Consider the following 12,907-nt stretch of genomic DNA (forward strand, 5'->3'; position numbering starts at 1 on the left):
CCCCCTCGTTTTATTTTTTGCCCCCAGGCGGTTAGGCTTCGCCGTCAGAAGACTCCCCAGTTTGTGCCGCCCGGCAGCGCGGGCACAGGTAATTGATCCTCAGGTCGTAGGTCAGGTCGATGATGCCGGTCTGCCGGCGCAGGGACTCGGTCAGATCCGACAGCTTGATGTCCGAAAGCCGGCCGCACCGCCGGCAGACCAAATGGTCGTGCCGGACGATCCGGTCGTACCGGTCCGGCTGCCCCTCAACCGAGACCTTTCGGATCAGCTTTTGATCGCACAGCGATTTCAGGTTGTTGTACACCGTCGCCAGAACGATTTTGGGATTTTCCTTCTTCAGCTCCAGAAAAATCCCCTCCGCCGTGTAATGGTGATCCGGCCTGTTGACTAAGTCCAAAATCATCTTCGCGTAGGCTGGCATTTTTCACGCACCTATTTTAGAATTAATCTAATTTTAATACTCTCAGAATAGAAGTCACGTCCTCAAATTCTTCTGACCTTGACCGATAGGACTTTCAGTTCCTTCGGACCGCCGCTGAAACTTCATCGGCCCATCTGCCTTCGCTCAATCTGCCGCGGGAGGGGGCCAAACCGTTCCCGGCAAGGCAAAAGGAAGCCGGCCTCTTTCGAGGCCGGCTTCCTTGATTGCTCATTATTTTTCTGGGACTTCAAAGGTGAGGGTCGCTTTGTAGATGTATTCGTCAATCGGTTCGCCTTCAGCACCCTTCACAACCGCTTGGGTCTCGATGGCCCAGAAGCCGGGGCGCAGGGCGATGATGTGGCCTTCGCCCTTCAGATCCGTTCGGCCGTAGTACGCTTCGTCGCTGTCGTCTTCGGAGAAGCCGCCAAAACGGGCTTTGATCTCGGCAGTCTTGAGTCCCTTCCCGTCCAGAAGGACCTTGATCGGGAACGGTTTGCCGATTTCAAGCGTGCGGATATCAGCCATGGGGACGATTTCCAGCTTGTGACCGATCGGCTGCATCGTGAATGCCATGTCGCCGTCGCCGTTGACCAGGATGGTCTTTGCACCCATCGTGGACTGTTCGGTATAGGTGGCAGTTGGGTACTCGGCTTTGCCCTTCATCGCCCAGCCGTCAGGACCGTTGGACCAGATCGTCGGCTTGTAAACTACTGCCACGATCGAGCCGCCGGCAGGCGCTGCCGAGTCGAGCTTGTGCTCGTAGTTGGGCGTCTCAGAGCGCTTGAAGGCCTTCTCGCCCGAGGCGTCGAACAGTTTGACGTCGTCAAAGATCGACAGCCGAGGCGCGGGGATATCTTCCGGGTTCGGGAAGTGGTGGCCGTAGATCATGTTCGCCGTGATTCCCTTCTCACTCGGAACGGCCCGAAGCCACAGGTGGTGAGCCATGGCCGGAGCCGCAAGCAGAGACAAGCCACACAGAGCCGCGCAGGTAACGCTATGCAGTTTCATGAAAAACTCCTTTTTCGGAACTTCTTCCTCGAAGTTCCCCACTCCTGGGATATGCCCAGACGCCAGAAATACGCCGGTGCTTTACGCCGTTACTTCAGGTCAGTGACCTCGACCCAAAGTACTGCATCCTGTTCGACGTCGTGGCCGTCAACCTGGACGGTCGCCGCTTCGAGCGCCGCGAATCCCCACCAGCCGGCCTTGGGCAAAGCGTAGACGAACGTGCCGTTCGCGTCGGCCTTGATGGTCTGGGTGAAGAAAACTTCCTTGGCGTCCTCGATGGCAGCCTTCTTGACGAAGCAGTTCTTTTTCAGATCAGGAGCGTGGTTCAGGTACTCTACTTCGATTTCGGCGTTCGGAACGGGTTTGCCGTCGGCGGTGACAACGCCGACAAAGACGTTGCCCTTCCACAGGCCGTAGGGCTTGGCAAGCGGGAGAATCTCGACCGGCAGGCCGACCAGCGCGTCCCAATCGGTAGGCGTGCCGCCGACGTTGACGATCATCTTGGTGCACTGCTGCATCCACAGGTCTTCGCTGGGCTCATAGTACGGGGTCGGCACGAGGCCAAAGACGTAGTCGCCCATAGAGCGGCACTTGGCGTCGGCCGCGAAAGCGTCACCCTGATTGGTCAGGCTGGTCCACTTGATGGGCTTCAGGTCGCCCTTCAGGTCGGTCTTTTTCTCTTTGTGCACCACAAAGAACTCCTGAACGCCCATGTCCATCGTGTGTCCGGCCTCGAAGGGGTGGGTGAACACCAGTCGAACGGGAATCGTCGCGCCCTTTTCAAGGACGCTGGTCGGGGTATAGATCATCTGGAAGTGAGCCATCGCAGGGACGGCGCAGAGGACGAGCGCAGCAGCGGCGGCAAAGCCGGCAAATCTCTTCATCGGGTATAGCTCCCCTTTCAAATGTGTTCGGAAGAGGTCTTGCAAAAGCCGTTACTCGATATCCTTGCCGTCGACGATCACCTGATGGCCCGGGCCGGCGTTGAATTCCACTTCGTAGTCGCCTTCGGGCTTCTGGAACTCGTAGGTGCCCTGGTCGTCCAGCTTGGCGTCGATGAGAATTTTCTTCTGCCCGTCCCGAACGATCAGTTTAACGCCGGCAGCGGACGATCCGTCGGAGAACCCGCCCTCGCAGATGACCTTGTCGCCGTCAAGATAGCAGTTCAACAGCGCCGTGTGGGCAAACGCGGAAATGGACAGGCACAGCAGTCCGAGGGTCAGAAGCGCGATCAGTTTCTTTTTCAACTTGAATCATCCTTCCGTGCTGCAAGATACAGATTTCGCATGAAATCTGGTATTTCGTCCACCTGCCGCTCGCCGGCAGGAAGGCACCACAGTGAAAAATCAGTCTCCCGCCGCCGGTTCGGGCGAGTCCTTCCGAAGTTCAAGCAGCTGATTCTTGGGCTTGATCATTCCTAAAACAACCGTACAGATGGCGACAAAGACCGAGAAGACGATCACCATCTGGGGGCCGTTGAGGCCCAACGCCCGGCCGCCGCTGAAAATCAGCGAACCGAACAGCAGGCCAAGAACGGTTGGGAACAGAAGCGACAGGCCGACCCACCGCCACGACCCCGCCTCGACCTTAACCATGACGAGCGTCGCCAGACAGGGCGGATAGAGGGCCATGAAGATCATCAGAGCCAGAGCGTGAAGCGGCGTGTAGCCGTCCTCGCTCTGAAGTCCGTGGGCGATGCTGCCGTTCGGCGATTCGTCGGCGGGCTTGTACAGCAGTCCCAGCGTCGCGACGGTGCTTTCCTTGGCTGCCAAGGCGGACAGCAGCGACACGTTGACCTTCCAGTTGAACCCGGCGTACTTGGTCACCGGCTCCAAGAACTGGCCGATTCGGCCCAGAACGCTTCGATTAAGCACGTCGTCAGACAGGCGCTTTCTCGCCCGGCCGCGGGCGGCTAAAAACGCCCGCCACTCTTTGTTGACCTTGCGGACGTCCGGGTCTTTGCTCTTCGAGACGTCGTACAGGTCGGCGAAGTGCGTGGACGACGGCAGATAGTTCACCAAATTGCTCTTCGCGACGCCGGCGAAAATAGCCCGCTTGGTGCGGTCCATGGCGTCGATCAGCTCTTCCATGCCCTCGTCGGTGGCGACCAGCGGCGCGAACCGGGTGTCCGCGATGGCGCTCCGAAAGTCTTGAGCCGCCTTGTTCACATCCGCCTGGCAAGACTAAACGACGTCTTCCTGCGCGCCGGGGAACCGGGTCAGAAAGAATATGCCCACGGTCACAGCCGCGACGATCGTGCCGATCTTTTTGACGAAAATCAGCGTCCGCTCGACCGACCGAAGGACGACCCCCCGAAGGGTCGGGATGTGGTACGGCGGCAACTCCATGATGAACGGCGCCGACGGCTTGTTCTTCAGCACCGTCATGGTGAGCACTTTGGCCGCGCACAGCGCCATGAACAGGGTGATCGTGGAGATAAACACCATCATCGACGCGGAAATATCGGCGAAGAACGCGCCGATCAGCAGCGAGTACAGGGGCACCTTGGCCAGACAGTTCATCATCGGCACGACGAGAATCGTGGCCAGCCGGGCTTTTTCGTCGGCGATGACCCGGGTCGCCATGACGCCGGGAACCGCGCAGCCGCCGACGAAGACGCCGCCCAGAATCAGCGGCAGGGTCGACTGGCCCTGCAGGCCAAACCGGCGAAGCGCCCGGTCGAGAATGAACGCGATTCGGGGCATATAGCCCAAGTCTTCCAAGACGGCGATGCAGGCAAAAAGCACGAGGAAGATCGGCACGTAGTTCAGCACCGCGTTCAAGGCGATGACGACGCTCATGCCCAAATCCCTCAGGAGTCCGTCGGTCAAAAGGCCGCCCTTGGGAAGGATCATTGTGGCGTACAGCTCGATCCGCCGCAGGACCGGCCCAAAGTACTCGGTAAGCTTGTAGCCCCGGTTGATGGACAAGTAATACAGCAGGTAGAACACGCCGAGCAGGATAATCGGCCCGAAGACCCGGTGAACCACAATCCTGTCCGCTCGGTCGGTCATCGACGGCCCGATTCGGCTCTTGGACTGAATCTGATTCAGCACGGCCGAAACGGCGGTGTGCCGCCTCAGGCCGACTTCCGCCGCCGAAGTGTCGCCGATTTCTTCAAAAAACTTTTTCTTGTGCTTCTCCGCCGCCTCAAGAATCCCCGGCCCGGCGGGCGTCGCCTTCAGGATGTCCTCCACTTGGGAGTCGTTCTCGAGAAGTTTGACCGCTCCCCAGCGGGGCGGGAACGCTAGGCCCGAAACGCCTTCTATCGCCTTGGTCAGCTCTTCCACGGCCTCGGACAAGTCGCCGTAGTCCAGCGGCTTCATGTCCGACTTCTTCCAGCTTTTGGCCTTGATCGCTTCCAGAAGTTCGGCCTTGCCCCTGAGCTTGTTTCCCACCGTTCTCACGGCCGGGACGCCCAGCAGCTCGGACAGTTTGCCGGCGTCGATCTTCAGCCCCCGGCCTTCGGCCACGTCGGCCATGTTCAGAGCCAGAATGAGCGGCACGCCCATTTCGATGAGCTGAACCGTCAGGTACAGCCCCTGTTTCAGGTTGGAGCTGTCGAGCACGTTGACGACGAAGTCAGCTTCGCCGCTCAGCACGCTGTCGCGGGTAACCGTCTCTTCCAGCGAGTAGGACGTCATGCTGTACACGCCCGGCAGGTCGATAACCTGATAGGTCTCCCCGTCCAACTTGAACGCGCCCCTCTTCACGTCCACAGTCACGCCAGGGTAGTTCGCCACATGCTGCCGCGCGCCGGTCAGCATGTTGAACAGCGTCGATTTACCGCAGTTAGGCTGTCCGACTAAGCCGATGCATATCAAGACACCACCTCCAGCAGTCGGGCCTCCTCATGGCGAAGCGACACGTGCGCCCCGTCAAGGACAAATTCCACCGGGTCGACCAACGGCGCGTTGCGCAGAACTTCGACTACCGCCCCCCGAAAGAATCCCATGTCCATCAGCCGCTGGCCCACGACGCCAGCCGCGTTGGAACGGCGTATGCGCACCACGTTGCCCGGCCGAATCTCGTCGAGTGTCATTCCCCCTACCCCTTTCCGAAAAACAAAATTCTGGTTCTTATACCTCGTCCGCTAAGTTAGTAGTGCTGAACATTGTATCGTATAGAGTATGGGTCGTCAATTTGTACCGGCGGCGATCAGAAGTTCGACCGACAGACGCTGTCAGGTTTTACGTGGTATCCTTGTCCCACACAGCCGGGTTCTGCCGGCGAAGGGAGGCCCATTTTTCGTGCTTCAAGCGGTTCTTTTCGACTTTGATATGACGCTGATCGACAGCAGCGACGCCATGCTCAACAGCTTCCGCCTGCTGTCCGAGCGGTTCGGCTTTCCGCCGGTCACCCGGGAGAGGCTAATGGAGTTCATCGGCCTGCACGACGAAGCGTACTGGCGCGAGGCGATCGGCGGGATTTCTGAAGAAATACTCGACTACTACCGACAGGTCTGTCTGCCGAGCGAGCTGCCGCTGTTCCGCCCGCTGGACGGAACGGTCCAGTGCCTGAAAAACCTTCGGCGCCGCGGGCTCGCGACAGGCTGCGCGACGAACCGCCGAACCGGCGACGCCATTCTGCGCCAAACCGGCCTGTGGGATCTGATGGACTGTTCCATCGGCGCCGGCCAAGTGCCCAACCCCAAGCCGGCCCCGGACATGCTCCTTTTGGCTATGGAAAAGCTAGGCGCGTCTCCCGAATGCACCGTTTACGTCGGGGACACCGACCTTGACGTGGCCGCCGGTGTCGCCGCGGGCGTGAGGGTGGTCGCCCTGACGACGAGCACCGACGAGAAGACGCTGCACCGCGCCGGAGCTTGGCGGATCTGCGCCGCGCCGTCCGAGCTGGAAGGCCTGCTGGCCGGCGAAGGGTTGCTGGCTCCCGACGATGGGAACTGCCGACCGAACTAAACTGAGCACAAAAAAAGCAGCCGGACGGGCTTCCCGTCCGGCTGCTTCGCTTTTCGTTTACTCTTCCCATTCAACCGTCTCGTCAAACGGCTCTCTCGGGCTTTTAAACCCGTCGATCGGCTCTCCTGCCCCGTAGCCAAGCGCGACGCCGAGGATAAGCCGCCGCCCCTTTCCCCAGTTCAGGAAGTCTGAGACCGCCCCTTCGACGATCCGAACGTACCCGGCAATACAGCTGTCGAGTCCCAGTCCCTGAGCCGCCAGACAGAGGTGAGAGACAAAAAGTCCCGCGTCAACCAGTCCTCTGGGCAGGTCAGCCTCGTCGAGGGACACCAGCGCGACCGCCGGCGCGTCGAAAAAGACGATGCTGCGGCGGATCAGCTCGGCCGGCGAGACGCCCGCGGCTTCCATCGCCGGGGCAAACGCCTTCTGAAGCGACCGGCCGCCCCTCATCGACCGAAGGGAACCGGCAGACGCCCCGAAAGAGCCCGTCTTCCCGGACTCAAAGGCGGCGACCACGGCCGCCCGAAACGCTTCCAGCCGCGCGCCCTGCAGGACGGTAACCCGCCAAGGCTGGCCGTTTTTCGCCGACGGGGCCATGCAAGCAGGGCGAAGGACTTCTTCCAAAAGGGCGTGGGGAATCGGCTCGTTTTTGTAGCTTCTCGTCGAGCGCCGGGCCTTGATCGCCACGGAGACGGTCAGCTCGGTCATAACCTGGCGCCTCGGCCCTTGCTGCGGCCCATGGAACGGCCAACAAGCCGGTCCATCATCATCAGCTGGTCGTACTGCTCTGCCGTCAAGGCGCCGTCGGCCAGCACGGTTTCACGAATGGACGAGTCGTTCTCGTACGCCAACTTGGCCAGAGCGGCCACTTTTTCGTATCCCAGCACGGGAGTAAGCGCCGTCGCAACCATCAGGCTCTGCCCGACGAAACGGCTGATCTGCTTCTCGTTCGCCGTTATGCCGACGATGCAGCGCTCGGCAAAGCTCTGCATGCCGTCAGCCAGCAGCTGACAGCTGGACAGCACGTTGCGGGCCAACAGAGGCATGTAGGTGTTGAGCTCCAGCGCGCCCTGCGACGAAGCGATCGATACCGCCACGTCGTTGGCCATGATCTGAATGGCGATCTGGGTAATGGCCTCGCACTGGGTGGGGTTCACCTTGCCGGGCATAATCGAACTGCCCGGCTCGTTGGCCGGCAGCACCAGCTCGCCGAAACCACACCGCGGACCGGAGGCCAACAGCCGTACGTCGCAGGCGATCTTGAATACGTCAGCCGCCAGCGTCCGCACGACCCCGTGGAAGGCGCACAGCTCGCCACGGCTCGACAGGGCGTGAAACTTGTTCCGCTCCGACAGGATTCGAGTGCCTAAAAACTCGGTCAGTTCGGTAGCCACGAGCAGGCCGAAATTGGCCGGCGCGTTCAGCCCAGTTCCCACAGCCGTTCCGCCGAGCGCCAGCGGCCTAAGGAGCTCCAGCGACGTGGCGATCATTCCCAAGTCCCGACGGACCGACGCCGCCCAGCCGCCGATTTCCTGCCCTAGCGTCACCGGCGTGGCGTCCTGCATGTGAGTCCGGCCGATTTTTATCAGCCGAGAGTACCGTCTCGCCTTGGACTCCAGCCGTTTGGCTAAGTTCTCTCCCGCCGGGAGCAGTCGGCGCTCCGCCAGCAGGAGCGATGCCAGATGAACGGCCGACGGGAAAACGTCGTTCGTGCTCTGGGATCGGTTCACGTGGTCGTTCGGGTGAACAGGACGTCCGATGGCGTCGGACGCGACGCGGGCTATCACCTCGTTGACGTTCATGTTGGTCTGAGTGCCGCTGCCAGTCTGCCAGACCTGCAGCGGGAAGTCTTCCCACGGCGTGTTCTCGTACAGCCGAAGGGCCGCGGACGCCACCGCGTCAGCGATATCCTGAGGCACCAGCCCGAACTGCCGGTTGATCTTGGCGCAGGCCGCCTTGATTATCAGAAGCGCCTTGATAATTTCCCTCGGCATGCGGTCGGACTCGTTCCCTATCGGGAAGTTTTGAAGACTCCGCTGGGTCTGAGCCCCCCACAAGCGGTTCGCCGGCACTTCGACGGAACCGAGCGTATCGTGCTCCATCCGATATTCCATCGTCGTTCCTCCTTGAAAAACATTTCGCCCCCACCTGTCGGATAAATGCTTAAACGTGTATACTGAAATAACCATAAGAGACAGGGGGAAGTTCCGTGGACAAAACTCAAAAGACAGACGACGACCAGCTGATTCGCTTCGGCGTCGCCGTGCCGGAGAGCCTGCTGAAGCTCTTCGACAAGCGGTTTCACAAACAGGGCGTTCCTACCCGCTCAGAAGCCCTTCGGCAACTGATACGGGACTTTGTCACCGCCGACACGTGGCAGAGCGGACAGGGTGAAGTGTACGGAAGCATCACCATCACGTACAATCACAACACCCGCGAGGCTGGGACTAAAATGACCGAGATCCAGCACCACTACAAAGACGTTATCCTCTGCACCACCCACATTCACGCCAACGAACGGGGCTGCTTGGAGGTCATCATGCTGCGGGGGCCGGTTCCTCGAGTCAAAAAGCTCATCGAAGAGATGCGCTCCCTCAAGGCCATTCTGAGTTTAACTCCCGTCGTCCGGGCCCTCGTTTAAGCAACTGCTTCATTGTGTTCTGCCGCCGTCGGAGCGTCAAGCGAAAAGCTTCCCGTTCCATTCGGGAAAACAGCTGGACTTGTCCCCAGCATCATAGCTGAGTAAGAACTCTAATAAGAGGCCCAGCCCCGCTTCCGCGGGGCCGGGCCTTTAACATTTCAGACAAATTTTAATAGGCGCGCAGCCGCTCGTCCGATCATTCGCAAGGCGCGCCGGCGGCAGCCAGCTCGCACAGCAGCGCCGTTCCCAGAGGCAGACACGACTCGTCGAGCCGGAAACGAGAGCTGTGAAGCCCCGCGGCGTCCGTTTCGCCTGGATGACGGCAGCCTAAGTGGGCGTAACAGCTTGGCAGAGCCTGACAGAAGTAGGCGAAGTCGTCGCAGGTCATCGACGGCTCCGGCGGTGTCACGGACTGAACCCCGCAGCGGCGGGCCACCGCCTGAACCAGCTGAACGGCCCGAGGGTCGTTGATCACCGCTGGATAGCTTTCGACGAACGAGACGGCCGCGCTGGCTCCGCATGAATTGGCGGTGTACTCGGCGACCCGGCGAACCGCCTCTTTCGCCCGAACCCGGCCGTCCCGCGACAGGGTGCGAATGATCCCGTCAAATCGAGCGTCCTCGGGAATGACGTTGCCGGCGCTTCCGGCGTGGAAGCTGCCAACCGTGACGACAACGCCGTCAGACGGCCGGCTCGTCCGGCTGACGACGGTCTGCAGCGCGTCGACGGCTCGACAGGCCGCCACGACCGGGTCAACTGCCAAGTGAGGCGACGCGCCATGGCCGCCTCGGCCGGAAATAGTCACCGAAAAGGTATCCGACGAGGCCAGCACGGCGCCGCTAGCGGCGCCGACGATGCCGACGTCCAGCCAAGGCGCCACGTGCAGGGCAAACGCCATGCCGGCGCGGCCCGCCGCCCCCGCGTCGATCATCGGCTTGGCCCCGCCGGTCGTCTCCTCGGCAGGCTGAAAGCAAACCGTCAGCGGACCGGGAAGCTTCCGCCCCTTCAGCAGTTTTAAAGCGCCCAGCGCCATGGTCACGTGGGCGTCGTGCCCGCAGGCGTGCATCTGCCCGGGAATTTGGGACGACCACGGCAGGCCTGTGGCCTCAGTAACCGGCAGGGCGTCCATATCGGCCCGCAGGACGATTCCAGCCCCGCCGCCGCCCGGCAGGAACGCGACAAGCCCGCCGGCGCACTCGCGCAGCGGCACGCCTATTTCGGCCGCGACGGCTTCTATTCGAGCTTTCGTCTGGGGCAGATGACGGTCCAACTCAGGCGTCCGATGAAACGCCCGGTACGTTTCGGACAGCCATTTGCCGATTGACCGGACCAGTTCGCTGTACTCCATCCTTCTCCCTCACAGCCGCCCCAGCGGTATGGAATATTTGCCAGAAAAAACGGGACCGCCGAACGGCCGGCGGTCCTTTTAGGAATGAACAAATCTCTTAATGGCCCGCTTTCACGGCCTGGTCGACGTATCCTTTAAAGTCGACCGTCTGCGCGCTCAGCAGCGCGGAAGCGCCCATCAGCTTGACGACGGCCTTTAAGTCGATCGGCTGGTGAATTGCCGCGTCGGTGGCCAGCCAAAAGCGGCAGCCGCCGTCAATCGTTTCGACCCAAGCTCGGCCGCCGTCAGCGCACGAATTCCACTCGTTGGCGATCTTTTCGCCGTCGGCGACGGAAATTTTTTGGTCGTACCACCACGCAAGCCGAGCGTGCCCGGCCCGCACCTGAGCAAAGCCCCTCAGCCCGGGGGCAAAACAGAACGCCACGCCGGACTGGTCTCCTTTTTGTTCCAACTGAGCGTTCGGATCCACCGAACAGAGCGCGTTTTTCAGGTCGCTCAACTCTTCCGGCTGGGACGAGAACGGCACGGCACGGCAGGAGTCGCCCGTCGGCTCCGAAAGGGCTTCCTGAGATACCTGCGGTTTGCTTCCCGACTTCTCCTGCCCACTGCGGGGCGCGGCAGCCGAAAGATTGGCTGCTGCCAATCCCAGCATGAGAAGTGTCATTAGCAATTTTTTCACGCAGATCCCTCTTTTCGCCGCGAAACTCTTAACAACTTTCACTGACTTTTAAAGCAGATAATATACGTATCTCTTTTATTATATGTTTTTCGGCCCAAGAAGCAAGGTTTTCTTGAGCCGATGAATAGTCTTCGCTTCAAAAATCTTCTGAAAGCAAAAAGGGAAGCCGCGATGCGGCTTCCCTTCAGCTCGGTTGAGTTACGCCATTTCTCCCTTGATCTGATCGACCCAGCCGCTGATCCGATCAGCCGTCTGGTCAGACTGGTTGTTGTCGTCCAGCATGAGGCCAACGAACTTGCCGTCCTTCAGAGCCCGGCCGGTTCCCTCATAGCCGTCCGCCGGCCACGCGCCGATGAAGGCCGCGCCGGACGAAGCCAGCTGATCGTGGATTTCGGCGATGGCGTCGCCGAAGGTGTCGCTGTAGCCCACCTGATCGCCGCAGGCGAACAGGGCGATTTTTTTGCCGGACAGATTGCTGCTGGCGACTTTGGGCAGAAAATCGGCCCAGTCGTCCTGAAGATCTCCCAGCCCCCACGTGGAGCTGCCGAGAACCAGCACATCATAACCGTCAAAATCAGAAGCCTCAGCCTCCGCGACGTTCTTCACGTCGGCGCCGAGCTTTTCAGCGATCGTTTCCGCCGCTTCTTGGGTTACGCCAGTGGTGCTGCCGTAAAAGACTCCGATTTTCATACTCCCTACCTCCCGACATAAAGTTACCATGCACTAACATCATAGCACGTCGTCGGAAGAGGAACAAGGGATCGTTACTTTACTTTGTCCTTCCAAGCGCCGTAGCCTTCCTCGTCCATTTTGGACAGCGGGATAAAGCGGACCGCCGCGCTGTTGATGCAGTACCGCAGGCCGCCTTTATCCTTCGGGCCGTCCTCAAACACGTGGCCGAGGTGAAGGTCTCCGGCCCGGCTCCGCACTTCCGTCCGGATCATGCCGTGGGACGCGTCAACCCGCTCGTGAACGGCGCTCCCCTCTATCGGGGCCGAGAACGCAGGCCAGCCGCAGCCGGAGTCGAACTTGTCCCGGGACGAGAAGAGCGGCTCGCCGGTCGCGGCGTCCACGTAGATTCCCGGTTCGTCGGTCTTCCAGTATTCGTTGTCAAACGGAGCTTCCGTGCCGTTTTCAAGCATCACGTGAGCCGACAGGGGGCTCAATTTTTTGCGAAGTTCTTCGTCACTCGGCCGGACGTAGGCGCGCGTCTCCGGGACGGTCTTGGCCGCGTCTTCGATGAGCGAACGGGGGATATGGCAGTAGCCGCCGGGATTCTTTTTCAGGTAGTCCTGGTGGTAGTCCTCGGCCGGGAAGAAGTTCTCCAACGGCTTGAGCTCCACTGCCAGCGGCTGGCCGAGCTGCCGGGCCGCGGCGTCAAAGGCGAGCTGAATCTGGGGCCGGTCGGCCTCGTTTTCGTAGTACACGCCGGTTCGGTACTGGGTTCCCACGTCGCCGCCCTGACGGTTCACCGACGTGGGGTCGATGACCGACAGGAACAGCGAGACGAGCCGTTCCAAGCCGATGACCTGATCGTCGTATCGGGCTCTGACGGTTTCAGCGTGACCGGTCAGCCCGGTGCAGACCTCCTGATAGCTGGGCGCCTTGTTCAGGCCGTTGGCATAACCGACCTCTGTATCCACCACGCCGGGGAGATTTGACAGGTACGCTTCAAGTCCCCAAAAACAGCCTCCGGCAAGATAAATCGTCTTCACTTCTGCGTTTGCCATGGTCGCACCTCCTAAAATAGCGAGCGTTAAAACCGTTTTTGCTAATCCTCTCATTGGGTCACCTCCGTGCAAATTATCAGATAAATTCATTGTATGGAGGGCCCCAACGATCCGCAACGAAGAATTGCGGGCCCTCCAGTAGGATATGCCCGCAATTCTCT

General features: G+C 60.5%; 15 protein-coding genes. 2 read left to right on the forward strand and 13 right to left on the reverse strand.

Annotated features, from left to right (window positions below):
• Positions 1-31: 31 nt before the first annotated feature.
• The 7 genes from JONANDRAFT_RS07560 to JONANDRAFT_RS07585 form a co-directional block, all read right to left on the reverse strand.
• Complete coding sequence (locus JONANDRAFT_RS07560) at positions 32-421, reverse strand: Fur family transcriptional regulator (RefSeq protein WP_008519724.1); 390 nt, start codon at positions 419-421, stop codon at positions 32-34.
• A 231-nt stretch (positions 422-652) separates the two neighbouring features.
• Complete coding sequence (locus JONANDRAFT_RS07565; RefSeq protein ID WP_008523434.1) at positions 653-1,429, reverse strand: DUF4198 domain-containing protein; 777 nt, start codon at positions 1,427-1,429, stop codon at positions 653-655.
• An 89-nt stretch (positions 1,430-1,518) separates the two neighbouring features.
• Positions 1,519-2,313: a DUF4198 domain-containing protein gene (locus tag JONANDRAFT_RS07570; RefSeq protein WP_008519729.1), complete on the reverse strand. Its 795-nt coding sequence runs from the start codon at positions 2,311-2,313 to the stop codon at positions 1,519-1,521.
• A 51-nt stretch (positions 2,314-2,364) separates the two neighbouring features.
• A complete protein-coding gene (locus tag JONANDRAFT_RS07575; RefSeq protein ID WP_008519732.1) occupies positions 2,365-2,676 on the reverse strand; it encodes a hypothetical protein in 312 nt (103 codons plus the stop codon).
• A gap of 99 nt (positions 2,677-2,775) precedes the next feature.
• Complete coding sequence (locus JONANDRAFT_RS07910; protein ID WP_050803060.1) at positions 2,776-3,597, reverse strand: nucleoside recognition domain-containing protein; 822 nt, start codon at positions 3,595-3,597, stop codon at positions 2,776-2,778.
• Positions 3,598-3,612: 15 nt separating this feature from the next.
• Positions 3,613-5,253 carry a ferrous iron transport protein B gene (gene feoB, locus JONANDRAFT_RS07580; RefSeq protein WP_050803061.1) on the reverse strand — a complete coding sequence of 547 codons (1,641 nt, stop codon included), beginning with the start codon at positions 5,251-5,253 and terminating at the stop codon, positions 3,613-3,615.
• On the reverse strand, positions 5,250-5,471 hold the full coding sequence (locus JONANDRAFT_RS07585) for a FeoA family protein (protein ID WP_008519738.1): 222 nt from the start codon (positions 5,469-5,471) through the stop codon (positions 5,250-5,252). The genes feoB and JONANDRAFT_RS07585 overlap by 4 nt, the downstream gene beginning before the upstream one ends.
• 208 nt (positions 5,472-5,679) lie before the next feature.
• Between JONANDRAFT_RS07585 and JONANDRAFT_RS07590 the strand changes: the two genes are divergently transcribed.
• On the forward strand, positions 5,680-6,348 hold the full coding sequence (locus tag JONANDRAFT_RS07590; RefSeq protein WP_008523437.1) for an HAD family hydrolase: 669 nt from the start codon (positions 5,680-5,682) through the stop codon (positions 6,346-6,348).
• Between the two features lie 57 nt (positions 6,349-6,405).
• Here the strand turns inward: JONANDRAFT_RS07590 and JONANDRAFT_RS07595 are convergent, their stop codons facing one another.
• The gene (locus tag JONANDRAFT_RS07595; RefSeq protein WP_008523438.1) at positions 6,406-7,056 is read right to left on the reverse strand and encodes a nitroreductase; all 651 of its coding nucleotides are present in this window, start codon (positions 7,054-7,056) and stop codon (positions 6,406-6,408) included.
• Entirely contained in the window at positions 7,053-8,462 is a 1,410-nt protein-coding gene (locus JONANDRAFT_RS07600; protein WP_008523440.1) for a class II fumarate hydratase, read from the reverse strand. The genes JONANDRAFT_RS07595 and JONANDRAFT_RS07600 overlap by 4 nt, the downstream gene beginning before the upstream one ends.
• A 95-nt stretch (positions 8,463-8,557) precedes the next feature.
• Here JONANDRAFT_RS07600 and nikR point away from each other — a divergent pair, with 95 nt between their 5' ends.
• Positions 8,558-8,989: a nickel-responsive transcriptional regulator NikR gene (nikR, locus tag JONANDRAFT_RS07605; protein WP_008523441.1), complete on the forward strand. Its 432-nt coding sequence runs from the start codon at positions 8,558-8,560 to the stop codon at positions 8,987-8,989.
• Positions 8,990-9,185: 196 nt separating this feature from the next.
• Here the strand turns inward: nikR and JONANDRAFT_RS07610 are convergent, their stop codons facing one another.
• The 4 genes from JONANDRAFT_RS07610 to msrB all read right to left on the reverse strand — a co-directional run bounded on the left by JONANDRAFT_RS07610 (position 9,186) and on the right by msrB (position 12,746).
• Entirely contained in the window at positions 9,186-10,337 is a 1,152-nt protein-coding gene (locus JONANDRAFT_RS07610; RefSeq protein ID WP_008519748.1) for a M20 metallopeptidase family protein, read from the reverse strand.
• A gap of 97 nt (positions 10,338-10,434) precedes the next feature.
• Entirely contained in the window at positions 10,435-11,016 is a 582-nt protein-coding gene (locus JONANDRAFT_RS07615) for a hypothetical protein (protein ID WP_008523443.1), read from the reverse strand.
• Positions 11,017-11,214: 198 nt separating this feature from the next.
• Positions 11,215-11,706 (reverse strand): flavodoxin, encoded by a 492-nt coding sequence (locus JONANDRAFT_RS07620; protein WP_008519751.1) that lies wholly within the window; start codon positions 11,704-11,706, stop codon positions 11,215-11,217.
• 74 nt (positions 11,707-11,780) lie between these two features.
• The gene (gene msrB / locus JONANDRAFT_RS08540; RefSeq protein WP_155801310.1) at positions 11,781-12,746 is read right to left on the reverse strand and encodes a peptide-methionine (R)-S-oxide reductase MsrB; all 966 of its coding nucleotides are present in this window, start codon (positions 12,744-12,746) and stop codon (positions 11,781-11,783) included.
• Between the last annotated feature and the right edge of the window lie 161 nt (positions 12,747-12,907).

The sequence above is a fragment of the Jonquetella anthropi DSM 22815 genome (assembly GCF_000237805.1).
Classification (GTDB): Bacteria; Synergistota; Synergistia; order Synergistales; family Dethiosulfovibrionaceae; genus Jonquetella; species Jonquetella anthropi.

Excerpts from the sequence above, each read along its gene's own strand:
- msrB (WP_155801310.1), bottom strand. The coding sequence starts at position 12,746 with ATGGCAAACGCAGAAGTGAAGACGATTTATCTTGCCGGAGGCTGTTTT.
- JONANDRAFT_RS07610 (WP_008519748.1), bottom strand. The coding sequence starts at position 10,337 with ATGGAGTACAGCGAACTGGTCCGGTCAATCGGCAAATGGCTGTCCGAA.
- JONANDRAFT_RS07565 (WP_008523434.1), bottom strand. The coding sequence starts at position 1,429 with ATGAAACTGCATAGCGTTACCTGCGCGGCTCTGTGTGGCTTGTCTCTG.
- JONANDRAFT_RS07585 (WP_008519738.1), bottom strand. The coding sequence starts at position 5,471 with ATGACACTCGACGAGATTCGGCCGGGCAACGTGGTGCGCATACGCCGT.
- JONANDRAFT_RS07600 (WP_008523440.1), bottom strand. The coding sequence starts at position 8,462 with ATGGAATATCGGATGGAGCACGATACGCTCGGTTCCGTCGAAGTGCCG.
- JONANDRAFT_RS07595 (WP_008523438.1), bottom strand. The coding sequence starts at position 7,056 with ATGACCGAGCTGACCGTCTCCGTGGCGATCAAGGCCCGGCGCTCGACG.
- JONANDRAFT_RS07560 (WP_008519724.1), bottom strand. The coding sequence starts at position 421 with ATGCCAGCCTACGCGAAGATGATTTTGGACTTAGTCAACAGGCCGGAT.
- JONANDRAFT_RS07570 (WP_008519729.1), bottom strand. The coding sequence starts at position 2,313 with ATGAAGAGATTTGCCGGCTTTGCCGCCGCTGCTGCGCTCGTCCTCTGC.
- JONANDRAFT_RS07620 (WP_008519751.1), bottom strand. The coding sequence starts at position 11,706 with ATGAAAATCGGAGTCTTTTACGGCAGCACCACTGGCGTAACCCAAGAA.